This window comes from Chryseobacterium aurantiacum, from assembly GCF_003020585.1.
GTDB lineage: Bacteria > Bacteroidota > Bacteroidia > Flavobacteriales > Weeksellaceae > Chryseobacterium > Chryseobacterium aurantiacum.
In genome coordinates, this window is the sequence record NZ_PXUE01000001.1 from 587682 (window position 1) to 610887 (window position 23206).

General features: G+C 34.2%; 27 protein-coding genes. 11 read left to right on the top strand and 16 right to left on the bottom strand.

Annotation, left to right across the window (positions count from 1 at the left end):
* Nucleotides 1-50: 50 nt before the first annotated feature.
* The 5 genes from tyrS to C7D53_RS02660 form a co-directional block, all read right to left on the bottom strand.
* Entirely contained in the window at nucleotides 51-1250 is a 1200-nt protein-coding gene (gene tyrS, locus C7D53_RS02640; RefSeq protein ID WP_106914837.1) for a tyrosine--tRNA ligase, read from the bottom strand.
* 448 nt (nucleotides 1251-1698) lie between these two features.
* Complete coding sequence (locus tag C7D53_RS02645; RefSeq protein WP_106914838.1) at nucleotides 1699-2301, bottom strand: NAD(P)H-dependent oxidoreductase; 603 nt, start codon at nucleotides 2299-2301, stop codon at nucleotides 1699-1701.
* Nucleotides 2302-2375: 74 nt separating this feature from the next.
* On the bottom strand, nucleotides 2376-3194 hold the full coding sequence (locus tag C7D53_RS02650; protein ID WP_106914839.1) for a helix-turn-helix domain-containing protein: 819 nt from the start codon (nucleotides 3192-3194) through the stop codon (nucleotides 2376-2378).
* Nucleotides 3194-3700 carry a GNAT family N-acetyltransferase gene (locus tag C7D53_RS02655; RefSeq protein WP_106914840.1) on the bottom strand — a complete coding sequence of 169 codons (507 nt, stop codon included), beginning with the start codon at nucleotides 3698-3700 and terminating at the stop codon, nucleotides 3194-3196. Before C7D53_RS02655 ends, C7D53_RS02650 begins: the two co-directional genes overlap by 1 nt.
* Nucleotides 3678-4298, bottom strand: coding sequence for a TetR/AcrR family transcriptional regulator (locus C7D53_RS02660; RefSeq protein WP_106914841.1), 621 nt, complete (start codon nucleotides 4296-4298; stop codon nucleotides 3678-3680). Before C7D53_RS02660 ends, C7D53_RS02655 begins: the two co-directional genes overlap by 23 nt.
* A 100-nt stretch (nucleotides 4299-4398) precedes the next feature.
* Between C7D53_RS02660 and C7D53_RS21195 the strand changes: the two genes are divergently transcribed.
* Nucleotides 4399-4533 (top strand): hypothetical protein, encoded by a 135-nt coding sequence (locus tag C7D53_RS21195; RefSeq protein WP_262497850.1) that lies wholly within the window; start codon nucleotides 4399-4401, stop codon nucleotides 4531-4533.
* On the top strand, nucleotides 4533-4886 hold the full coding sequence (locus tag C7D53_RS02665; protein WP_106914842.1) for a hypothetical protein: 354 nt from the start codon (nucleotides 4533-4535) through the stop codon (nucleotides 4884-4886). The genes C7D53_RS21195 and C7D53_RS02665 overlap by 1 nt, the downstream gene beginning before the upstream one ends.
* Nucleotides 4887-4998: 112 nt before the next feature.
* Here C7D53_RS02665 and C7D53_RS02670 read toward each other — a convergent pair whose 3' ends face one another.
* The 4 genes from C7D53_RS02670 to C7D53_RS02685 all read right to left on the bottom strand — a co-directional run bounded on the left by C7D53_RS02670 (nucleotide 4999) and on the right by C7D53_RS02685 (nucleotide 9471).
* Nucleotides 4999-7371, bottom strand: coding sequence for a TonB-dependent receptor domain-containing protein (locus C7D53_RS02670; protein WP_106914843.1), 2373 nt, complete (start codon nucleotides 7369-7371; stop codon nucleotides 4999-5001).
* Nucleotides 7372-7551: 180 nt separating this feature from the next.
* Nucleotides 7552-8166, bottom strand: coding sequence for a hypothetical protein (locus tag C7D53_RS02675; RefSeq protein ID WP_106914844.1), 615 nt, complete (start codon nucleotides 8164-8166; stop codon nucleotides 7552-7554).
* 137 nt (nucleotides 8167-8303) lie between these two features.
* Nucleotides 8304-8681, bottom strand: coding sequence for a VOC family protein (locus tag C7D53_RS02680; protein WP_106914845.1), 378 nt, complete (start codon nucleotides 8679-8681; stop codon nucleotides 8304-8306).
* A gap of 124 nt (nucleotides 8682-8805) precedes the next feature.
* On the bottom strand, nucleotides 8806-9471 hold the full coding sequence (locus C7D53_RS02685) for a hypothetical protein (RefSeq protein ID WP_106914846.1): 666 nt from the start codon (nucleotides 9469-9471) through the stop codon (nucleotides 8806-8808).
* 118 nt (nucleotides 9472-9589) lie between these two features.
* On the opposite strand from C7D53_RS02685, the gene C7D53_RS02690 reads away from it, so the two are divergent.
* Both C7D53_RS02690 and C7D53_RS02695 read left to right on the top strand, forming a co-directional pair.
* Entirely contained in the window at nucleotides 9590-10153 is a 564-nt protein-coding gene (locus tag C7D53_RS02690) for a TetR/AcrR family transcriptional regulator (protein WP_106914847.1), read from the top strand.
* Between the two features lie 39 nt (nucleotides 10154-10192).
* On the top strand, nucleotides 10193-11593 hold the full coding sequence (locus C7D53_RS02695; protein ID WP_106914848.1) for an MFS transporter: 1401 nt from the start codon (nucleotides 10193-10195) through the stop codon (nucleotides 11591-11593).
* A 27-nt stretch (nucleotides 11594-11620) separates the two neighbouring features.
* On the opposite strand, the gene C7D53_RS02700 is transcribed toward C7D53_RS02695, so the two are convergent.
* The 5 genes from C7D53_RS02700 to C7D53_RS02720 all read right to left on the bottom strand — a co-directional run bounded on the left by C7D53_RS02700 (nucleotide 11621) and on the right by C7D53_RS02720 (nucleotide 16444).
* A complete protein-coding gene (locus C7D53_RS02700) occupies nucleotides 11621-12724 on the bottom strand; it encodes a serine hydrolase domain-containing protein (RefSeq protein WP_228422155.1) in 1104 nt (367 codons plus the stop codon).
* Nucleotides 12725-12833: 109 nt separating this feature from the next.
* Entirely contained in the window at nucleotides 12834-13565 is a 732-nt protein-coding gene (locus tag C7D53_RS02705) for a class I SAM-dependent methyltransferase (protein WP_106914849.1), read from the bottom strand.
* A gap of 147 nt (nucleotides 13566-13712) precedes the next feature.
* Complete coding sequence (locus C7D53_RS02710; protein ID WP_106914850.1) at nucleotides 13713-13913, bottom strand: YqaE/Pmp3 family membrane protein; 201 nt, start codon at nucleotides 13911-13913, stop codon at nucleotides 13713-13715.
* Between the two features lie 100 nt (nucleotides 13914-14013).
* A complete protein-coding gene (locus tag C7D53_RS02715; RefSeq protein WP_106914851.1) occupies nucleotides 14014-14397 on the bottom strand; it encodes a tetratricopeptide repeat protein in 384 nt (127 codons plus the stop codon).
* A gap of 28 nt (nucleotides 14398-14425) precedes the next feature.
* A complete protein-coding gene (locus C7D53_RS02720) occupies nucleotides 14426-16444 on the bottom strand; it encodes a M3 family metallopeptidase (protein ID WP_106914852.1) in 2019 nt (672 codons plus the stop codon).
* Nucleotides 16445-16657: 213 nt separating this feature from the next.
* Here C7D53_RS02720 and C7D53_RS02725 point away from each other — a divergent pair, with 213 nt between their 5' ends.
* Complete coding sequence (locus C7D53_RS02725) at nucleotides 16658-17182, top strand: SRPBCC family protein (protein WP_106914853.1); 525 nt, start codon at nucleotides 16658-16660, stop codon at nucleotides 17180-17182.
* Between the two features lie 36 nt (nucleotides 17183-17218).
* Here C7D53_RS02725 and C7D53_RS02730 read toward each other — a convergent pair whose 3' ends face one another.
* Nucleotides 17219-17581, bottom strand: coding sequence for a DUF805 domain-containing protein (locus C7D53_RS02730; RefSeq protein ID WP_106915554.1), 363 nt, complete (start codon nucleotides 17579-17581; stop codon nucleotides 17219-17221).
* 132 nt (nucleotides 17582-17713) lie between these two features.
* On the opposite strand from C7D53_RS02730, the gene C7D53_RS02735 reads away from it, so the two are divergent.
* The 6 genes from C7D53_RS02735 (at nucleotide 17714) to rimM (ending at nucleotide 21501) form a co-directional block, all read left to right on the top strand.
* The gene (locus C7D53_RS02735) at nucleotides 17714-18163 is read left to right on the top strand and encodes a GreA/GreB family elongation factor (RefSeq protein WP_106914854.1); all 450 of its coding nucleotides are present in this window, start codon (nucleotides 17714-17716) and stop codon (nucleotides 18161-18163) included.
* A gap of 119 nt (nucleotides 18164-18282) precedes the next feature.
* Nucleotides 18283-18903, top strand: coding sequence for a DoxX family protein (locus C7D53_RS02740; RefSeq protein WP_106914855.1), 621 nt, complete (start codon nucleotides 18283-18285; stop codon nucleotides 18901-18903).
* Nucleotides 18904-18951: 48 nt separating this feature from the next.
* Nucleotides 18952-19464, top strand: coding sequence for a nitroreductase family protein (locus tag C7D53_RS02745; RefSeq protein WP_106914856.1), 513 nt, complete (start codon nucleotides 18952-18954; stop codon nucleotides 19462-19464).
* Nucleotides 19465-19471: 7 nt separating this feature from the next.
* Nucleotides 19472-20272 (top strand): WG repeat-containing protein, encoded by an 801-nt coding sequence (locus tag C7D53_RS02750; protein WP_106914857.1) that lies wholly within the window; start codon nucleotides 19472-19474, stop codon nucleotides 20270-20272.
* Between the two features lie 108 nt (nucleotides 20273-20380).
* Entirely contained in the window at nucleotides 20381-20944 is a 564-nt protein-coding gene (locus tag C7D53_RS02755) for a 30S ribosomal protein S16 (RefSeq protein ID WP_106914858.1), read from the top strand.
* A gap of 14 nt (nucleotides 20945-20958) precedes the next feature.
* Nucleotides 20959-21501: a ribosome maturation factor RimM gene (gene rimM, locus C7D53_RS02760; RefSeq protein ID WP_106914859.1), complete on the top strand. Its 543-nt coding sequence runs from the start codon at nucleotides 20959-20961 to the stop codon at nucleotides 21499-21501.
* A gap of 58 nt (nucleotides 21502-21559) precedes the next feature.
* Here rimM and C7D53_RS02765 read toward each other — a convergent pair whose 3' ends face one another.
* Complete coding sequence (locus C7D53_RS02765) at nucleotides 21560-23206, bottom strand: serine hydrolase domain-containing protein (RefSeq protein ID WP_106914860.1); 1647 nt, start codon at nucleotides 23204-23206, stop codon at nucleotides 21560-21562.

A 23206-nucleotide genomic window follows, 5' to 3' on the forward strand; every position in this document is an offset into this window, starting at 1 on the left:
GATCATTAAATTGATCATTATTGAACAACTTCCAGCTTTCCGCTTCTCTGTTATACCAACTCAAAGAAGTTTCTTTTTCCAATTTTTATCTTCATTTCCTTTAAAAGTTCAATTTCCTGATCAGGTTCTGTCATTTTTATACTGTTCATTTGAACTCCACCGCTCATGATAAGTCTTCGTACAGCAGATTTGCTGAGATCATTTTTTAATTGATGACAAAGCTCAACTAAGGTTGTTTTATTTTCAATATGATGTAGAGTATCTATAGAAACAGGCTCAAACGCTTTCTCCTCAAAATTTTTATTCTGAAACTGATTATTAAAAAACATCTCCGCATGTTCTCCGGCTGTTTCATCATGGTATTGACGAATAATATTTTTTGCAATCAGTTTTTTGATGTTCATAGGGTTTTCACCATTTTCTAGCCTTGAATTTAAACCTGCTTTTTCTTCAACGGATAAATCTGTTGCCAGATCAATAAATTCTTCAATCAAGGCATCCGGAATAGACATGGTCTTTCCAAACATTTCATTAGGCTCATCAGTTAGCCCTATGATATTATTCAGAGATTTACTCATTTTTTCTTTTCCATCCAATCCTTTCAGTAATGGCATACACATCACAATCTGGGCAGGCATCTGATGAACTTCCTGTAGCTGTCTTCCCATGGTACAGTTGAAAAGCTGATCGGTACCACCCATTTCAATGTCGCATTCAATTTTCACAGAATCAAATCCCTGAAGAATAGGGTATACCAGTTCATGCATTGCAATAGGTGTGTTCTCTGTAAATCTTTTGTTAAAGTCATTTCTGTGCATCAGTTGGGCCACCGTAACCTTTGACATCAGCTGGATCACCTCTGAAAAAGGCAGCGCATCTAGCCAGTCAGAATTGAAGACAATTTTTGTTTTTTCAACATCAATTATCTTGGAAAGCTGATTGATATAGGTTTGTGCATTGTGCTGTACATCTTCTGCACCTAAAGGTTTTCTTGCCTTATTCTTTCCGGTTGGATCACCAATTCTCGCCGTAAAGCTTCCTACAACAATAATAATCTGGTGTCCCAGATCCTGAAATTGCTTTAGCTTTTTAAGTACAACTGCGTGCCCCAAATGCAAATCGGGAGCCGTAGGATCAAAACCTAGTTTAATGGATAGTTTTCTGTTTTCTTTTTGGGCCTGATTTAATTTTTCTTCCAATCCGTTTTCCGGAAGAATAATAGCCACATTTTCTTGTAATGTATTGATCATTTTGAAATATTTTTGAAATAAAAAAGCCCGGACAGGTACTGTCCGGGCTCTATATAGATTGAGATTATTGTAATTATTGAATCACAGATATAGAAAATCTTCCCGAACGATAGCTCGGAGAGTAATACTCACTGAAAAAAGGAAGACGCAATATGCTGTTTAAATGTTTCATTGGGTTGTAAATATAACAGGTTTCCCCTGTAAATCCAATATTTAAACCATTAAGATGCATTGTATAGGTTATAACAAGATCTGTTTTTATAAAAAAACTTAACCGTCTACTAATCTTAATGGTTTAAAATAGAGGTTCAAAACAATTTTACTTGTCATTCCTGAAGCTAATTCTATGCCATAAACTTCTTATATGTAAAATATCATATAGAGTGGCAAAAACGATATCAGATTAATTTCTTTGCTGGTATAACATTCAATAAAGGGGTATTGATTTTTATCTGCTATTACTCATGATGATATTAGGTTGTGAATACACATTTTTGATTTGATCTTTCCAGTTTTTAAAATCTTCGTGAGTTGCTTTATCGGCTTTATCTAAAAAGAGATGCTTAATAATTTCCAGCCCGGAATAGATAAAAATACCATTATCAGAAGTTAAAGTTAATGCCTTGTCCATTCCAGTCCGCTCATATTCTTCATGAGATTTCCCGTGGGTATTGATAATAATTGTTTTTTTTCCTTTCAAAAGCCCTTTCTGTATCCCCAGATCATAGCGATACGCAAAACCATAGCTGAATACGCGGTCTATATAACCTTTCATAATAGCAGGTAAACCCGTCCACCAGATAGGATAAATAAAAGTTACTTGTTCTGCCCAGGAAATGTATTCCTGTTCAAGTTGTATATCATCATTTACTTTTCCCATGTGCTGTTTCTTTATATCATCTAAAGAAAGAACAGGATCAAAACCGATATTATATAGATCTCGGATAATGATCTCATGATTTTGGAGTTTCAGATTTTCAACCACAATATCTAAAAGACTATGGTTTAAACTGTTTTCATTAGGATGCGCGTAAATAATTAGATGTCTCATTGCTTTGATTGTTAAGATTAATAAGACAAAAGTAAAGAGACTCTATATGCGAAAATTGTAAGAAAACGAAATGATTATTCAGATTTTGGATTGCATATTTCCTGCTGAAACTTCAGGTAGCGGGTGGGTGATATATTTAAAAAATGTTTAAAATCATGAATGAGCTGGCTTTGGTCATAATACCCACATTGGTCAATGATTGTAAACCACTTTATTTTATTTTTCTTCTCTATTTCTTCCTCAATAATTTTTATTGCTTTCAAAAATCGGTTGTAGCGATTAAACTCTTTAATAGAGTATCCAAACTGCTCTTTCTGTTTACGCTGAATATTTCTTTCCGTTTGATGAGTTTGCTCGGCAATGACCTTAATAGGATTTAAAAGATCATTTTCATAGGTGCTTAAAAGCTGTCCAGTTGTATTTTGATGCTGAAGATAAGGCTTGCAAAACTCTAGGATATAATGAATTTGCTGCGTGGTTGAATCTATTTCTTTCAACTGGTGCCAGAGATGAGTAAAACAGTTTTCCGGTACTAATTCATCAGGATGTTTTATCCATTTTTCAACAGAAAACTTTCCGAAAAATCTGTAAAATGAATCATCTTTAAAATTAAGAACGAGAATAGAACTGTTTGCCGGAAGAGTATACTCGAAAGCCTGCCTTACAGGACCAAATACCAGGCACTTATCAACAATTATTTTTGTTTTTTTTCGTGTTACCATAGAGGCATTTTCTCCAAAACAAAATAATAAAATGGTCTGGTAAGTAGGAAGCAAGGTCTTGGTAACCGGTGTGTCGGAAGTGTTCTCAGCAAAATAAAAGTGAGTAAATACATTTTCAAATTCCTGAGGAACTGAAATTTTATACTGATGATATTCCGGTTCTAATTCCATTATTCGGCTGATGAGGTGAGTTTCTTTTCCATTTTATAATTAATGAGATCAATCCCTTTTACATTCACCGTCTGTTCTTTTATGATCTCAAAACCTGCTCTTTCAAAAAAAGATTTTGCAGTTATGCTGACGTCTGCTGTCAGGTATTTTTTATTTTGTCTTACAGCTTCTTTTTCAATCTGATGATAGAGTTGAGAAGCAATTCCCTGATGTTGATAATCTTGGTGAACAAATAGTAAATCGAGATAACTTCCCTTATTCAGACTACAGAAGCCAACAATTTGATCCTTGTATATCGCTACCAAAATAAATTGGTCATAAATTACATTTTCCCATCTTTCCTTATTTTCTGCACCAGACTTCCATGCCTCAAGCTGATCATTGGTGTAGTCCCTTTTGCAGATACAGCTGATGGTATTCTGAAAAAGGATTAGCATTTCCTGCAGATCGTCTTTATGGGCATTTCTAATGGATATTTTGGAATTACTTGATGTATTGCTGTTCATAAAGTTTTTGTTGGTCCTTATTAAGTAAAGCATAAAAGAGGTTCATCTGCAGAAGCGTATAATGCTGAATAGCTGCTTTTTTATTAAGCTTTGATATTAATCGGTTGTGGGTAAGCCAGTTGTCTGCAATAATGAAGATCTGTTCTGTAAGACAATCTACAATAAAATCCGGAATATCTTTTTGAAAAATATTATTCTTCTGAAAACCCGAAAAAATCACTTGAAACTCCTCTTTTCTGTTGAAATTAATTTTTTCATAATTAGATTCTATCTCAGGAAGTTTTTTAAGAATATCTACAAAATTGATAAAAATGAACCGATACGAGTAGAAAATTTCACAAGTAGAGTAGGTAAACTTATAGAGGTCCTCCAGTGTTGTTACCTCCATTTTTTTCATCTCATTCAGCAGGTCATCCATTTTCAGAGTAAGTTCATCAAAAAGGATCTTGATAATATCCTCAGAATGCTTGAAGTGATAATGCAGGTTTCCGGCACTTATAGCAAGTTCGGCCGCAATATGCCTTGTGGTAATATTGTTGTATCCCTTTTCATTAAAGAGTTCCAGTGCTTTAGACAGAATTTTTTCTTTTGTGTTCATGATTCAAATATAAGAATATAAGAACTGTGTTAAATCATATTTTCAAAATTAGAACAATTGTTCTAATTTTAATATCTTTGTAGTATCAAATTGTATTACAATGGAGGGAAAACAAAAATTTGATTACAACGCAGCACCAAAAAATGAAAAGAAAAATGAAACAGATTTACAGGATATAGTGGCAAAAGCTCTGCAGATCATCATTGGATTTATTATGGCAGTTCTGCATATGTAATGAAAAAGAGAATTTCATATTGGTTTTTATTGGGTCTGGTAGTTTGGGTGGCTATTGTCCTGTTGAGACAGAACCATATTTATATTCCTGTCATTAATGATCATTTCACAGATTTTATCACAGTTCCCATGTATTGTTATCTGATTGAATATATGATGAACGCCTTATTGGGGTTTCGTTGGAAACCTGATCTCAGGTTTGTTTTGACCTCAGTTATATATCTCTCTTTTCTTTTTGAAATTCTTTGCCCAAAGCTATCGGAACATTTTACAGGAGATGTTTTTGATGCATTGGCCTATTTTACGGGAGGCATGATATATTATATTTTTAAGATCAGACCAACTTATATTTAAAGATAACCGCCATTAATTTTAATAAAAAAACCGACAGAACCTTATATGTAGGAACTGCCGGTCGGGGTTATAGTTTCTATCCTGTTTTTATATTGAATTCAATTGATCTGTTTTAATTGTTGCCTCCACCCGCTCTGTTAGATTCTTCAAATTTCACCTGTTTGGTAGCTCCTTTTACATTGTTGTTCCCGAATTTATAGGTAAGAGAAAGGTGTATATTTCTTGTAATTCCCTTGTATTGATAATCTATATTGTAGGTTGGATAATACTCTATTCCTTTTTCACGGTTGGTATTCAGAATATCATTGAGATAAAGATTCACAAGAAGTTTTTTATCCATCAGACTGAGCTTCATTCCCGTATACAATGAAGCATTGGTATAATAATAGGTATTTCCGTTTCTGTTAGGGAGGCTTCCCCAAAGGCCAAGCATCAGGGTAACTGTTTTTTCTTTGTTAAGGAAAAAGTTGTTATCAATATTAATGTTGGCACTGTAGCCTGCCGGTGTAGATATAATGGCAGGATCGTAGGATTTTGATTTTGCATAGAACCCATTCACAAAAACATTGGATTCAAGCCATTTCAGTTTGTTGTAGTTGTAACTGATGTTGATTCCTGCCTGATCTTCATTGTAAAAGTTTTTGGCAACGGTGTATCTGTAATTGTCATCTACCATTTGAACCCTGTCCCAGCTGTCCTTATTGTAATTATAGTATAATGTGACATTAAAATTGTTATTTAACACATATCCTAGTTCAAAGTTATCGGAAAACGATGGCAACAAGTAAGGATTCCCGGTTGTATATTCATAATTTGAAATAAAATATTTAAATGGATTCAGATTGCCAAAATACGGACGTGAAATTCTACGTGAATAGTTCATTGAAAATGAATGATTCTCGTTCGGTTTATAGCTTAAATAGGCGGTTGGGAAAAACTTACCATACTTGATGTTTGCAGAAGTATCATCATTCATGGAAACTCCCTCCAGCGTAGTGTACTCGTAGCGAAGCCCAGCTTTTGCATCCCATTTTTCATTAATTTTAAAATTGGTAGAAAAGTAAGCGGCATAGTTTTCTTCATTATAGAGAAACGTGTTGGTCTTATCCGTATTAAGATTATATTGTCCATCCTTAATATCAAAGAAATTAAAGTCCGAATCATTTTTAATCTTCGTATACTTTACCCCTGACTCTGTTTTAATTTTGCCAAAGGTTTTTTCAAGATCAGCCTGCCCCGAATAGATTTTGTATTTGCTGATAGGATTAGCCATCGTATAAACTGTTTCAGGACTCAGGGTATTAGAAAAGTTTCTTCCATTGGAGTTGTTGAGCATCATATTGGCCGTTAAATTTAATTTTCCGCCCGTGCTGTCTATCTTAGCCTCATAAAATGCCGTTGCATTGTGAACATCCCTACTATTTCTGTTACTGAAATTAGAGTTAATGTTCACCAGGCCTTTATCATTAAATCTGGTTGAAGTGTTTTCACTCCTTTCCCAAGGATTGTTGTGTGAATAATTGTAGTTGAACCCTGCCACATTTTTATCATTGATCTTGTATTCAGCCTTTATATTTCCACTTTTGTATTTATAATTATTAAGGTTATCACTATCTCTGTTCCAGAAATTATTGTTTGTAGTACCCATCATATTGCTGTAAGTATTGTATTGCCAATAATTATCTCCAACCGAAAGATTAGTGCTTAAAGAAAGCTTTTCTCCCTGATAATTAAAAGTAGCCCCACTTCTGGCGGAAACTGTTGGTTTTCCCCAAAAATAATTTCCTGAAGTCTGAAGAGAACCATTCCAGCCAAGGTTGGCATTCTTTTTCAAAATAATGTTGATCAGTCCGCTTTTTCCCTCTGCATCATACTTTGCCGGTGGGGTGGTGATAACCTCAATCTTAAGGATATCATCAGAACGTAGAGTCTTCAGATAATTAATAAGTTCCTGCCCGTTCAGGTTCAGAAGCCTGTCATTGATCATAACAGCCACATTGCTTTTTCCTGCAATGCTTATGGCTTCATCACTTGTTTTTACCATGGGAGTTTTGGCTAAAGCTTCTATCGCATCAATTCCCTGGGAAGCCACAGAGTTTTCCACATTAAAGACCAGGCGGTCTACCTTTCTCTCGAATAATTTTTTCTTCACAGTAACGGTCACCCCTTCTACTTTCTGTACAACGGGTTCTTCCTTAATCTGAACATCCTTTCTGGCATTGCCTTTTACTGTAATATTTTCACTATTGGTTTTTACCCCATCTTTTATGACTTCTAGTAAGTAATTTCCATTTTCTTTTAAGGGAATTTTAAACGCTCCTTTTTCATCTGTAATTGCAGAAAATTTAGCAGCGTCTTTTGTAATCAGTACTTCAGTTTCAGATACAGGTTTATTGGTATTATCGGTAACGGTTCCTTCAATACTTTGAGCATAAATAAAAGAGGTGGAGATAAGACTTATAAGAAGAATAATCCTTCGGTTCATGTTTCGTTTTTTATACAAGACAATTAAAAATTGCAGGATATTACATGACTTTATGAAAAATATTTCTTCAGTATTGCCGCAAAAAGGAATAAGTAAGAAATAAAAAATCACTCATATCAATGATGAATGAGTGTTAGATTTTGAAGTGTTAAATGATGATAAAGAAATGCTTTTTTTATATTAAAGCTGGATAATGGAACCTTTATAAAACTTGGTTAAATCATACAAATCACTGAAATAATGTTGCAGATTCGCGTTATCATTTTTCTCGAAAGTTTCTAAGTTTGCTTGCTTTTCGGCGAGTACATATAAAGACTGATAATCAGACTTCAGATAGTCATAAAGAATATTTTCTTTACCCTGTTCCTTGTTGATTATTTCCGTTAAAAAGATTCCGTAGACCAGAAACTGGTTAAAATTTTCAGCATTAACGATATAATTGAGATCTTGCTGAAAGAGTTTTTCATAATTGGACAGAATCTGTAGAAAGTTTTCCACATGATGGGTAGACGGAATTTCATAAAAAAGATCTATTCCGTGGATGAATAATTGAGTCTTTATTTCCTCATCATCCGAGTGATACATTTTGCTGAACCATGAAAAAATACTTAACAGTTCCGCTTTGGTTAGCTCTTCCACAGAGTCTTTTACCTTATCTTTAATGATCTCAAGGCTGGCTTTTCCGCTAGGTTGCAAAAAGGTTAAGATATTTTCTTCTTCACGGCAGAGTTTATTGTACAAATTAATTTTGGCAATATTCGGATTGGTTTTGATGAAATAAAGTTCTTCTGCCATGTCTATTGACCAAATAATTTTATAAAATGGTAATTAAAGATACAAAATATGCAGAAACTACCTCCAAAAAGTATTATGTATTGAATGGAAAGGAAAATTATAGCTCTATGAAATTTTTAATTCTCAATATCAATAAGTTAAAGAGTCTCATGAAGGGCTATCCTGTTTCCCTCTGAATCTTCAAATTCAGCCACGGCAAAACCATATTTTTCGTCAGTTTTCTTGGGGTAGAGTATCTTTCCTCCCTGTTGAACCACCTTGTTTAAAGTAACCTCAATATTTTCCGTTTTAAAGTAAATAATAACACCACTTTTTGAGGGTTTATACACATCTCCTTTGGCTAAAGCACCGGTGATGCCACTGTTTTTATCCTCAAAAGGGAATAATGCCATTTCATAATGATCAATAATCTCCTTGTCAAAGCTAAAATTAAAAACAGCAGAATAAAATTTTTCGGCGCGTTCAAGATCATTAACAGGGATTTCGAAATAAACAACAGGATTAGTCTTGCTCATAACTTTTGTGGGAAAGGTTTTCTGTGGCTGGTTACAAGATATACAGGTCAAAATTAAAAATAGTAATAATGACTGCTGCAAACTCATAGAGATGATTCTATTCAAGCCGTTTCTTATTTTGAAATTATTTTTTAAATGATGGCAGTTCCTTTATGGTTGGATCAAATACCATTTCAGCAGCTATTTTCTTAATCAGGTATCTTGCTACAGAAAGAGGATGTTCCGGAAATTCAGGGTCATATTTTTCCAGTTCCGACTTATTCATGGGAGTTCCTTGTTTAAAGTCTGCATCATAAGGGTCTTCAAACCAGTTAGTCATGGTTTCTTCATCTAATTCTACTTCCCCGGTTTCCATCAATCTGCTCAGAATAACAGCATCCCTCATTCCCGTAATACCAATTTCATTCGCCTGAATTTTTACAACATAGCTGCAATTTTCAAAAGGAATCGTTAGGGATGCAATGTAGACCATTCCTGTTTCCTGTTGCGGAATTTTAATAATGGTTTTTACCGCAGGAATATCATGAATATGAAGAATATCTGTTTCTATGGTACCCCCATTGGAAGTGGCTGCAATATTTCTGTAAAACTTTTTCAGATAATCCAGATCCTTTGCAGTAGGAAGATCAGGTTCTTTATCAAAAAAGTGCAAAACAATAAGGGCAGACTGCTGTGGGTTAACCCATCTGACAGCATCTTCATCTTCTGATAATTTATTCCATCCCTGATCCGGAACTGTTATAGAAAGAATACTAGCTTTATTTTTTTTCTTCTTAAATAAGTTGAACATGGTTTGTTTTTTACTGTTTAAAGGTTATTCTTTAATCCTATTTAAAAATACAATTTTTCCTTAATCTAAAAATAGATAGACTTATCTATTTTTTATGTAGATTTGTAAAAATTTTAGAATGAAAAAAGAAAAAGTTCACGACAGAATCATTAGGGTAGCCTCAGAACTCTTCTATAAGCAAGGATATAATTCTACAGGGATTAATCAGATTATTGCAGAAGCTGATATCGCTATTGGCTCCTTGTACAATCATTTTTCATCCAAAAATGACCTTCTTCAGGCATATTTGATTCAAGAAGAGATAGGTTGGTTTGAAGGCTTTGAAAAGAGTATCGCCAATATTGAGGAACCAAAGGAAAAAATTATTGCGGTGATTGATTATCGAAAAAAACTACAGCAGTCTTCAGGGTTTGCAGGATGTCATTTCATCAAAATTATCTCTGAAATAGGAGACGGGAATGCAGTGGTCTCAGATTTTGTTAAAAAACATAAGGATAAACAAAAAGAAATGATCCGAATCATTGTAAAAGAATACAGTGATAAACATCAATTGGAAGATGCCAGCTTAATGGCAGATCAAGTTTTCCTTTTAATAGAGGGAGCGGTAGTTACTTCCACAATTTCTAAAAAGAATGATTCTTTCGATCAGGTGAAAAAAATGATTAAGGGTTTATTACCTTAATTTTTTTTAATTATAAAAAATAGATATATCTATATAAAAATGAAACATAACTCTCTGAAATTAATTGTTATACTTTTTGGACAACTGTTAACTATAATGGATATTTTTATTATTAACGTATCCATTCCTTCTATACAACAGAGCATTCATGCCTCCAATGGGGAAATGCAGTTTATTATAGCGGCATATCTTATTGGTTTTGCTTCCTTTCTGATTACCGGAGGGAGATTAGGTGATTTATATGGCAGGAAAAAAATCTTCAATATCGGGCTTATATTTTTCATGATCAGTTCCATAGCCTGTGGGATTTCATCAGGAGCTGCTCAGCTTATTACTTCAAGATTGATACAGGGAGTAAGCGCTGCAATGATGTCTCCACAGGTACTTTCCATGATACAGACTTTATTTCCGGAGCATGAAGAACGTACAAAAGCAATGGGATGGTATGGAATTACAATTGGAATAGGAACTATTTTAGGCCAGTTTTTAGGAGGGTATTTTTCTTCATTAACGATATTTGAAGAGTCTTGGAGGCTTATTTTTCTCATCAATATTCCTATTTGTCTTCTTGCTGTTTTTTATAGTTTAAAACAATTGGATGAGTCAAAGACAGAAGAAAGCCAATCTTTTGATGTCTGGGGCGTTTTGGTATTGTCTGCAGGACTTTTTGGAGCTACGTATGCTTTAACGGATTCCGAAAAAGATGGGTTTACCATTCAAAATATATTGCTGGTTGCTGTTTCTGCCTGTATTTTAATATTCTTTATAAAAAATCAGAAGGATAAACTGAAGAAAAAAAAATCATACTTAATTGATTTTAAGTTGTTTCAATATAAAAACTTTAACCTGGGGATTATAGCGGTTTCTTTCTTTTTTATTATGCTCGATTCCTATTTTTACATTCTCTCATTATTTTTCCAGGATGGATTAAAAATGAGTCCCCTGAATGCAGGAGAAATCATTGTTTTTCAGGGATCTGGATTTATTTTGGCTTCCGTTTTTTCCATAAAATTCATTTTAAAATATGGTAAAAAAGCATTGATTGTAGGATTAGGGTTTATTATTATGATTCTATTTTTTCAGATTTTATTCTTCCAAACATCAACAGACTTTTATCTTTTATGCCTATTGTTGTTCCTGCACGGGGTCGGAGTAGGTTCCATCATTCCGTCACTGGCGAATATTGCTTTATCCGGTATGTCAGAAAAACTGATGGGAAATGCATCAGGTGTTTATAATACATTTCAACAGATTGCGGCCATTATTGGCATTGTAGCCATTGGAAGTGTTTTTTATTATTTTCTTGGAAAAAAACCTTTAATACAGGATTACCATAATGCTTTTTCAGCAACTGTAATCATTAATATTGTTTGTTTGGTTTTTGCCATGGCTGTTGTTATTAAAGTACCGGCAAATGTTCTTCCTAAAAGAAAAAACTAACATAGAAAAATCATCTACGCTCTATTTTTAGGGCTTCTTTGCTGAGGTTTTTAATTCTTCTAAAGTGATTTGGGCAATATTTCTGGTAATGTCGGTTGGAGAGTGGCAATCACAGTTACTTAAGCCTATCACGTAAATATCTTCATCGGGAATGTAAACTCCCATGCTTTTAAATCCAAATATATTTCCACCATGTTCGCGGTCCGGAGTTCCATTGATTTTTTTCAGATGCCATCCATATCCATAGGTGAATTCATCGCCGTTGTTTAGTTTATAACTTTGAAATGCCTTTTGAACTTCTTCAGGCTTTAAAAGAATATTTTTGTTTAATGCCTGTTGCCATTTCAACATGTCATCTACAGTAGACATCAATGAACCTGCGGAGAAAGGAATACTAAAGCTTATCATTGTTTTATTGACAAATCCCTGTTCTTTTTTATGATAACCATAAGCTCTTTGAGGTATAATTTTTCGGTCCGAGGCATAATAAGACTTTGACATTCCTGTTTTGTCAAAAATGTTTTTTTGAATAAAATTTTCGTAGGTATCTCCGGAAACAATTTCTATAATATGTCCCAACATCACATATCCAGAATTATTATAATCGAACTTCTCGCCTGGAGCAAAATCTGCCGGTTCGTTTTTGAAGAAATCCACAATGGCTTTAGGTTCCATTTCTTTTTGTGCAATGGATGGGAGTGATTTCATTTTTGTAAAATCCCTGATTCCTGACGTGTGGGTGAGAAGATGATGAATAGTAATCTTATCCCCGTTCGGATAATCCTTGATATATTTTGAAACAGGATCATTTACATGAAGCTTCCCTTGTTGCTCCAGCATCAAAATAGCCACAGCCGTAAATTGTTTGGTCATGGAGCCTATTTGGAAGACATTATCGGGGGTCATGTTGACATCCAGCTCCAAATTGGCCTTTCCAAAGGCTTTACGATAAAGGCTTTTCCCTTTTTGGGTTACCATAAAAACACCTCCCGGTTCATTTTTATTTCCAAATCCCGTAAGAATAAGGCTGTCTATTTTCTTTTCATACTTCTTTGTATGTACTTGTGCATTAATTGTACCGCCTAAAATGAACAGCGGAATCAGCATGGTTATAGTTTTTATAATAATCATATTTATGTATTTTGTTATACAAAGATATAAATTATTTTAATTACTATGTAATGCAATATAGTTTGAGAGAAAAATAGACAATTGTTTTTCAGGCATCAAAAAAGGTATTTTATTTTTCTACAGAGATCAACAGCATCATGGGCCTGCGGAGTTCATCTTTCATTTCTGGGATCTCATTGAGCATTTCCCGGCTAGGTTCGGGTTCAATAATTTCCCGGATTTTGAAACCCTGTGCTAACAAAGTATTCAAATAGGAGGTCAGTGTTCTGTGGTATTTGATAACATTTTCTCCCAGAAAGGTAGTATTTCTTTTTCCTTCCATAAAATATCGATCAACCGGCCAGCATGTCTTGTCACCATTTTTATCATAAACCCAATCCTGACTTCCCTCAGCTGTAAATACAGGATGTTCCACTGAGAAAACAAAGCGTCCTCCAGAGGTTAGCCATTGATAAATATTTTGAGCAATACTACCAAAGGATTCCACATAATGCAGTGTCAGAGAACTTAAAACAAGATCGAATTTTTCAGCAGGGTAGTTAATGTCCTCTAAGGCTTTTCTTTCATATTGAATTCCCTCAAGACTATTGATTTCTCTTGCCTTAGTGAGCATTTTTTCCGAAAGATCTATTCCCACGACGGATTTTGCACCGTTTTCCATTGCGTAGCGGCAGTGCCATCCAAAACCACAGCCAAGGTCAAGAATATTTTTTCCTTTAAAATCGGGTAACATCTCTTTTAAGGCATGCCATTCTCCGGCTCCTTCCAACCCAATCTGGGATCGGAGCATTTTTTCGTACTGGTCGAAAAACGACTGGTTATCGTATTTATTTTCTTTCATAGAATAAGGAAATTTTGCTGTTATTTTTACTATTGACTTTCAATAATAAAGGATAATAAAATTACAATTATAAACTGAAAGATTTTTAAAACAAAAAATCCTTTACATGAATAAAGGATTGATAAATTTTTATAATCAAAAGTGATTTTACCTTTGATTTTGGCGCATGGCACGAATTAATTCTTTGTTTCGGTTATCGGCTCTTTCATTGTTTAATGATAAGACGGCCCAAATTGCAGCAGGAAGCCAGCCTATTAAAGTAATCTGTAGAATCAGGCAAATGATTCCGGTAAGTACCTTTCCACGGATCATAAAAGAGAAGAAAGGAAGTAAAATAGCTAATAACATGGTTTAAAGATTTTAAAAATTAAATAAATTATTATTTTAAAGATATTGGTTTTCAGCTTATTTATTTCATTAACTGTACCTAATTTTTCTACAATTTGCTTTAATGAGATTGTGGATCGAAATAAGCTTTAAAAGTAAGAGAGTTTTCAACTTTACCTTCAGCTTCTTCGAGATATTCTAAATATTCTGCCTGATGCTTCTCCATATAAATCATAACAATTGCCAGGTTGACAAAAAGGTTTTTATCTTCTGAACCTAGCTTTAAGGCTTTTTTTAAATAATACAAAGCTTTCTCATTTTCTCCCATATCAGAATAAACTGCGCCAATGTTGATTAGCGCAGAGGTATTTTCAGGTTCAATAAGTAAAATTTCATCCAGTTCTTTAACCAAAAGATCGTTTAAAGTATCCCAATGATCTTCATTCTGCCATCTTTTTGCCTGAAGTTTTTTAACATTTTCAAGTCTTTGCGATATGCTGTTCATTTATTTTGAAATGTATTTTAATGTTTTCCTATCCAAATGCTCTCTTCAATAAGCTTTCTACTTTTGGTTCACTGCCTCTGAAATTCTTATATAATTCCATCGGATCCTTAGTTCCTCCTGAAGAAAGAAGTACTTTATATTTAGCTGCAATTTCAGCATTAAATATTCCGTTTTCCTTAAAATACTGGAATGCATCAGCATCCAGCACTTCTGCCCATTTGTAAGAGTAGTATCCTGCAGAATATCCACCCTGGAAAATGTGTGAAAAGCTTGGACTCATTGCTGTTTCAGGATTGGTAGGATAAAGAGCTGTAGCTTTGGTGTATTTATCTTCAAATGCTTTCACGCTTTCATTTTCAAGTTCTGCAATTTTTGTATGATAGTTCATATCCAGAAGCCCAAAACCTATTTGTCTCAACGTCTGATAGCCTTCCATGAAGCTTTTGGACTGCTCAATTTTTTTAATTTTTTCGTCAGGAAGTACATCTCCTGTTTTATAGTGCTTGGCAAACGTTTTCAGAAATTCAGGCTCGTAGCAGAAGTTTTCTAAAAACTGAGAAGGCAGTTCTACAAAATCCCATTTTACAGAAGTTCCGGAAAGAGTAGGGTACTGAGTATCCGCCATCATTCCGTGAAGTGCGTGACCAAATTCATGGAACAAAGTTGTCACCTCCTGGAAAGTCAATAAACTAGGTGTATCCTTGGTTGGTTTACTGAAATTACAAACAATAGAGATATGTGGGCGTGAGTTTTCTCCCTTTTGCTTGTATTGATTTTTATAACTGGTCATCCATGCTCCGGCTCTTTTCCCTTTTCTTGGGAAATAATCAACGTATAACAGAGATTTGTAAGTTCCGTTCTCTTTTACTTCATACACTTTTACGTCTTCATGGTATTTCGGAATGTCATTTCTTTCCTCAAAAGTCAACCCGAACAGTTTTCCGGATAGCCCGAAAACAGCATCCTGTACTTGGTCTAATGGAAAGTAAGGTTTCAATTCCTCATCATTAAAATCGTACTTCTCCTTACGAAGTTTTTCAGCATAGAAAGCATGATCGTAGCCTTGTATTTCATCAATTCCGTCAGCTTTAGCCAAAGATTGCAATTCTTCAACCTCTTTTGCAGCGTAAGGTTTTGCCTTGGTTAAAAGTTCATTTAAAAAGTCAAAAACCTTTACAGGGGATTTCGCCATTCTTTCCTCAAGAACAAAATCTGCATAGCTCTTATATCCTAAAAGTTCAGCTTTTTGCTGTTTTAAATGAAGAAGTTCTTTAATGAGATTCTGATTGTCAAATTCTCCACCATCAAAAGATTTCTTACCATTGGCCAATGCCAGTTCCTTTCTCAGGTCACGGTTTTCTGCATAGGTCATGAACGGTATATAACTTGGATATTGCAGGGTAATCACCCATCCCTCAAGGTTTCTTTCTTTGGCTTCTTCTGCATATTGCTCAATAATAGCCTCAGGAATTCCTGCTAATTGTTCTTTATTGGTAATATGTTTAAAATAAGCATTGGTAGAAGCCAATACATTTTGTCCGAATTGCAGAGATTTTAGAGAAAGATCCATGCTGATTTTCTTTAGTTTTTCCTTGTCTTCCTCGTTCAATAGAGCTCCATTTCTTACAAAACCCTTGTAGGTTTCGTCCAAAAGCATTGTCTGCTCTTCATTAAGGTTATATTTTTCCTTTTCATCATATACTTTTTTGATTTTGTTGAAAAGAGCTTCATTTTGAGATATTTTTGAAGAATATTCCGTTAAAATTGGAGAAACCTCCTGAGCAATCTGCTGAAGCTGATCACTGGTTTCTGCAGAATTTAAATTGAAAAATATATTGGAAACCACATCCAATTGCTCACCCGAATATGCTAATGCTTCAATAACATTTTCAAAAGTTGGAGCGTCAGAATTGTTAACAATGGCATTGATTTCTTCTTCAGATTTTTGAATTAATTCTTTAAAAGCAGGAAGATAATCTTCATTTTTAAGATCACCGAATGGTGCTGAATGATATGGAGTGTTAAATTTTTCTGTTAAAATATTCATTTTTCCGATTTTTAGTTAAGGTAAATGTAGCGATTCATCAAAGAATCTTAGCTGTAATGCACAAAAATAATGCCCGGATACCAAGTTATGACAAAAATGCATTAACTTTAGATAATCTTGTCATATGGAAAGAGCGGGTGATGTCGGAATATTTAATTTTGAGAACAGGTTCAGTAATCATATTTAAAATAAATAACCTTAAATATATAGACTATGAAAACACTCTTAAAGATTATAGGCATAATCATTCTTTTGATTATTGTATACGCTGTAATCGCTATCCTGGCTTTTAGCAAAGATTATCATTATGAAAAATCCGTTGTCATCAATGCTCCAAAGGAAAAGGTATGGCAATATGTAGGTTCCTTAAAGGGATATAATATGTGGGATCCTTTTTCGAAAGAAATAAAAAACATTACAATTACCTATTCCGGAGAAGGAGATAAAATGGGAGATTCCTACCATTGGAAAGGTGATGACAGTGAGGGAGAGCAATCTATCACCGAAATTGTACCCAATGAAAAATTGGTCACTGCGCTTCATTTTATTCAGCCTTTTGATGGGAATGCTAAAGGAACTTTTGTTCTGACTCCTGAAGGTAATGGAACAAAGGTAACATGGAAGATTGATAATGAGTTGAATACCATGATGAAGGTGATGAAGCCCATGATGGATCATAATATGGATAAAATGTTTGGACAGGGACTTGATGATCTCAAGAAACTATCAGAAAAATAAAAAGAAAGCCTTGTAAAATAATACAAGGCTTTTTTATTACATTTCTTTTTTACCAATTTCGCTAATGGGGTCAAAGTTTCCTTGGCCCTTAGGATTGGGTCCATATTGATTTGAACCGTGATCGCTGTCTGCAAATAACATCCACAAACCGTAAAAAGGAATTAATTGATACCAACCGGAGTTTCCTCTATCATGACATCTTTTTGAACCTTGTGCAAGAAGGAACCAAAGAAAGGGAATGAGGAGAACAAAGAAAAATAACATTACCATTCCAGATGGTTCTGGAGTAGTCTGAAAGTAAATATTGAAAGGAACAGAAAATACCAAATAAATAAGGTAGGATAGTCCGTATTCTGTTCTTCTAATTCTTCCGTCAAATGAAAATGGTGCTTTAAACATGATTTTAGTTTTTAAGGAACCAAATCTATACATAATTTTTAGATATAGTAGAAAATTTTGAATAGAGTTATTTTATGTTAAGCCGGAACTAATTATTCTAAAAAATATTATCTTTATATAAAGAATCGATTTATGGAGAAGATTGTATTTGAAAAAAGTGGTATCAGGGACTTTGTAAACACTACTATTGCAGAGAAAATTGAGAAGCTTAAAAATTTTATAGAATTTACCCAGGAAGCAAGCCGTGACATCAAAAAAACGCCGAAGTATGACAGTATGAGAGAGGAAATGCAGGAGGAAATTTACCAGATGCAACGCCAGCTTGGAGCCTTGAACGATCTTAAAAAGAATATGGCCAAAGTCCTGAATACCTCTACAGAAAGAGTTCAGCTTGGCTCTTTGGTTATTACCAATAAAGCCCGTTTTTATATTTCTGTTTCATTGGGTGAGTTTTTCTTCGAGGGTGATCGGTTTTATGCTATCTCTCCTGAAAGCCCCATGGCTAAAAAATTAATGGGAATGAAAGCAGGAGACGAGTTTACCCTAAACAAAATTCATCAGAAGATCATAGAAGTATTATAAATGTTAATGGCTAATTATGCTTCACAAGTGAATGGTGAATGGTTCTATAAAAGGCAATTTTCAAATTTATTTGAAGTTTTTATTTTTATTTAATACTTTGGGCTTCAAAATATTTTGCTATGAAATTTGACAGTTTAAGAACCAGCAGATTAAATCATTGGATAATTATACATCTGAGATATTTGATGGGATTTGCTTTTTTTCCATTTGGACTGGTAAAGCTTATGGGAGAGAGGTTCACTCGGATTTCAACAGACAACCCAATTGGGTATTTTTTTGAGGCTTTGTATCAGTCTGGCTCCTACTGGAATTTTTTAGGATTGGCGCAGATAACAGCAGGAATTTTGCTGATAACACAACGCTATGCTACATTAGGAGTCTTAATATTTCTAGCCATACTGACTAATATATGGATCATCACAATCAGTCTTTCATTTACGGGAACATGGGTAATAACATCTTTAATGATGATTGCAGTTGTTATATTGGTAATTTGGGATAAGCATAAACTGCTTTCAATTTTTAATTATAACAAAGCAAGTACCGTCAAAGAATATCCTGATCCCAAATATAGCTGGATTCTTGCAGGAATAGTATATGTTATCTGTTTCATTGTTTTGTATATAATAGATCCCACAAATGGACAGCCATATGAAAAATGGTTGTTTAGATTATTTGCCTTAACCATTCTAATAACTTTTTTTGTGAGCAATTATAAAGCTTATAAAAATAGCAAATAGGTTTTTAAATGTTTAACACTTTAAATTTCATGTTGTAAATTTGTAGGTATGAATAAAGCAACAGTTTTAAAAGAAATAATAGAGCAAAGAAGAAGTATTTTTCCAAAGGACTATACAGACACAGAAATTTCTCAGGAAGTTATTGACGAGATTTTACATTCAGCGACTTTAGCTCCCAATCATAAACGTACAAAGCCTTGGCGTTTCAAGATATTCAAAGGTGAGGAAAAGGCAAAACTAGCCTCAGAAATGCAGGCTATCTATAAAGCGAGCCAACCCGAACAACTTTTTCTGGAAAAAAAATATAATGACATCGGTTTCAAAATCAACAAAGCCAATGTTGTAGTGTCCATTATTGTTAATTTCAGCGGAATGGTTCCTGAATGGGAAGAAATAGCAGCTACTTCAATGGCTGTTCAGAACATGTACCTAAGCTGTACGGCAAATAATGTTGGTTGTTACTGGAGTTCTCCTGCAATTGTTAATGCTTTGAAAGAATCTTTAACAATTGAAGAAAACCAAAAGTGTCTGGGACTTTTCTACATGGGAAATATTGATTAGATTTTATATGAGTAAAAGATTATTCCTTGCTCTGTTTGGAATGGTATTTTTTCAAGCAAATTATGCCCAGGAAATTGTACCAAAATTTAATACTTATCCATTCTTAGAGGGAAAGAAACTAGGCATTAGGAACCGTGAAAATATAGTGCTTAAAGCTGAATATGATAATGTTTGGGAAGAGGGTAAAGACCGTTATAGCCTGACAAAATCCGGTAAGACTAATGTATTTTATTTAGATAAGGTTATTTTGCCTACCGCTGCAGATCAGATCAACTTCATATCAGAAGACACTTTTGTAGCAGTTAACAAAGGAGAGAAATCTATCTACGTTCTTGATTCTGATAATCAATACAAGCTTGCCCTAAAAACAAAGAACGATCTCATTGTGAATAATGGCTTTACTCTTGTTTTAAGTGATAGCTTGGGTAAAAAAACGTTCTATTTCAGAAATGGAATGTCCTTGGTAGATAAATATTCTTATCCCAATATTTATAATAATGTAATCATGGCGTACGTCAATAATAAATGGGGATTAATAAAGGATGGAAAAGAAGTGACTCCCTTTATATATGATTCCATAGATACCATTGGGATGCGCTATAGACAGAGAAGTGATAGTGGATATTTGCTTCGCTACAAAACCGCAAAATACTTTATTGTAGAGATCAATAAGAAGTTTGGAATTATAGATATTGAGGGTAAAACAATATTCCCCTTACAATATGATGAAATTGTTTTGGATGAAGCTACAAATATTTATAAACTTCATTCAAATGGAAAGGAAGAAACATTTGATGGAAACAAATAAGAAAAAGATAGAATTTCTTACATTTTTAGATTGTTACATTAGAATTTTTATTTATCTTTGCACTCTTAAATATTTAACTGGGACGAGTTCCCGTAAAATTCAAACATTATGTCAGTAAAAATCAGATTACAAAGACACGGTAAAAAAGGAAAACCTTTTTTCCACATCGTGGTTGCAGATTCTAGAGCTAGAAGAGATGGTAGATTCATCGAGAAACTAGGAACTTACAACCCAATTACTAACCCAGCAACTATCGAATTGAACGTTGACTCTGCTGTACAGTGGTTAAACAACGGTGCTCAGCCAACTGATACTGCTAGAGCTATTCTTTCTTACAAAGGTGCTCTTTACAAAAAACACTTACAAGGTGGTGTAGCTAAAGGTGCTTTTGATCAAGCTGAAGCTGAAAAAAGATTCAATGCTTGGTTAGAATCTAAAGAATCTAAAGTTCAAGGTAAAGTAGAAGGTTTAGCTACTGCTAAAGCTGATGCTAAGAAAGCTGCATTAGAAGCTGAAGTAAAAGTAAACGAAGCTAGAGTAGCTGCTGCTGCACAAGCTGAGGCTGATGCTAAAGCTGCTGAAGAAGCTGCAAACGCACCTGCTGAAGAAGTTGTTGAAGCTACAGAAGGAGAAGCTCCTGCTGCTGAAACTGAAGAAAACACTGAAGCTTAAGAACATTTCCTGTTATGCGTAAAGAAGATTGCTATTTTTTAGGAAAAATCACACGCAGACATGGACTTGCGGGTAACGTTATCCTTAAATTAGATACCGACCAACCCGAGCTTTACAATAAATTGGAATCAATATTCGTTGAAATCAACGGATTATTGGTTCCATTTTTTATTGAAAAATCATCATGGAGCAAACTAGATGCTCTGAATCTTGCATTCAAAAACTCTTCTGAAGCAATAGTAGATCAGGTTCTTGGTAAAAGTGTTTACCTGCCATTGACTACATTGCCTAAACTTTCAGGAAAACAATTCTATTATCATGAAATCATAGGTTATGATATCATTGATGAAAATGATAACGAATGTGGTGTTATACGATCTGTAAATGATCAGACAGCGCAAAACTACTTCATCCTTGGTTTTGAGGGAAGAGAAATCGTTATTCCATTAATTAAAGATTGGGTACTTGAGGTAAACAGAGAAGAAAGATTTATTAAAATGCAGTTGCCGGAAGGCCTGATGGACGTATTCCTGGTTCCATCTAAAAAGGACGAATAAATTTTACACTAAGTAAGATACATCTTTCCCACTATATTTTTACTGACAATGAATCTCCCTACTTATAATTAAGTGCGGGCAAAAGGTATTCCTGTATCATTTTATCAACCTGAGAATGAGCATAAGGCTTGTTATAGGCTGTAGCTGTAATTACGATGACAACAGGTATATGGGTGAAAACAACGATCTTGTTGCCACCATTTCCACTGCATTGGTAGGCTTCAAAACTTTGATTTCCTACTTTATAAACTTTTCTCCAGAATAAATATCCATATCCCTCAAAATCTGGATGATCAGCAAAATAATTAGTAAAGGATTTTCTAACCCAGTTTTTATCCAAAACTGTTTTCCCATTCCATAACCCATTGTTTTTATACAGTTGACCAAATTTAGCAAAATCTAATGCTTTCATTCTTAATCCTCCTGCCAAAGATGGTTTGTTCTGAGGAGTAAACTGCCACTTATAATCCTTTATTCCAAGGGGTTGGAATAGTTTTTTGTCAGCATAATTTTCTAGACCTTTTGGAACCGTCTTGTCTAAAATATCTCCCGTTATTACAACACCGGCAGTAAAGTAGCTCCATTTTTTCCCAATTGTATTGCCTGTCATAGGTAGATCTAATGCAAATTTCACCCAATTTTCAGTGGGATACATGTTTTCTTCATTGCCAGGAGATTCATTGTCTTCATCATTCCCATCAAAACCGGAACTCATCGTTAATAAGCTTTTGATGGTAACACTTTCTTTTTTAGGAGAATAATTTTTAAATGACTCTACATTGTAAAAGTCTTTTAGATTTTGAGTCTCACTTTTTATATGGTTTTCTTTTATTGCAATCCCCATCAAAGCTGAAGAAAAAGATTTGCCTACAGATCGTGTATCCTGTAAAGAATCTCTTCCCGAATGATTAAAATACTCTTCCATCAGGAGTTTTCCATTCTTTACAACAATAATGCTTGTTAAGTTCTTGAATCTTTCTTCTGCAATCTTTTTGTTTAAATTTTTAATGATTTCAATATCAAATTTTTCTCCGGAAGCATGCCATCCACTCTTAGGCTGAATAGGTTGAACAGCTATCTGTTGCTCAGAAATATTTTTTTGAGGAACATTAATATTTATCTCCCCTTCTGCAATAACAGGTCCTGTTTGTAGTGATACGGTTTTTAAATAGGGACGGATTTCAATTTTTAAAACATGATTTCCGCTTGTTAAAGCATCAATTCCGTTATGAATTAAATAAAAACGCATCCATAAATATCTCCCCCATGAATCTTCATTCTTGCTGCTGGTGAGAGGAATTCTCAGGCTGGTTTTTGTTTTCTTATTTTCCGGGGTACCTGCCCCTGTATTGAGGTTTTCTTTGTAAATCAGTTTCCCATCAACATAAAATGTGAATTGAAAATTTCCATTTTTAAGGAGTTCATCAGCAGTAAGCTTGGGCTCAATCTGATGCAGGTAATTTACCAGAGAATTATCAAAAAAAGCATGAATACCAAGGTCTTTATCTTCCTGAAAAATTGAAGAGGAAAGAATATGGTCCTCCTTTAAGTTTTCAAGACTGATCGTTTTGTCAAGAAAAATAATTTTTCCCGAATATTTTTTCTGAATCGGATTTTCAATTTTCTCTGGGATAAAAATATTTTGGCTTTGTGCCGGATAAAGATAAAATGTGAAAATAAAGATCAGCAGTATTATAGGCTTCAT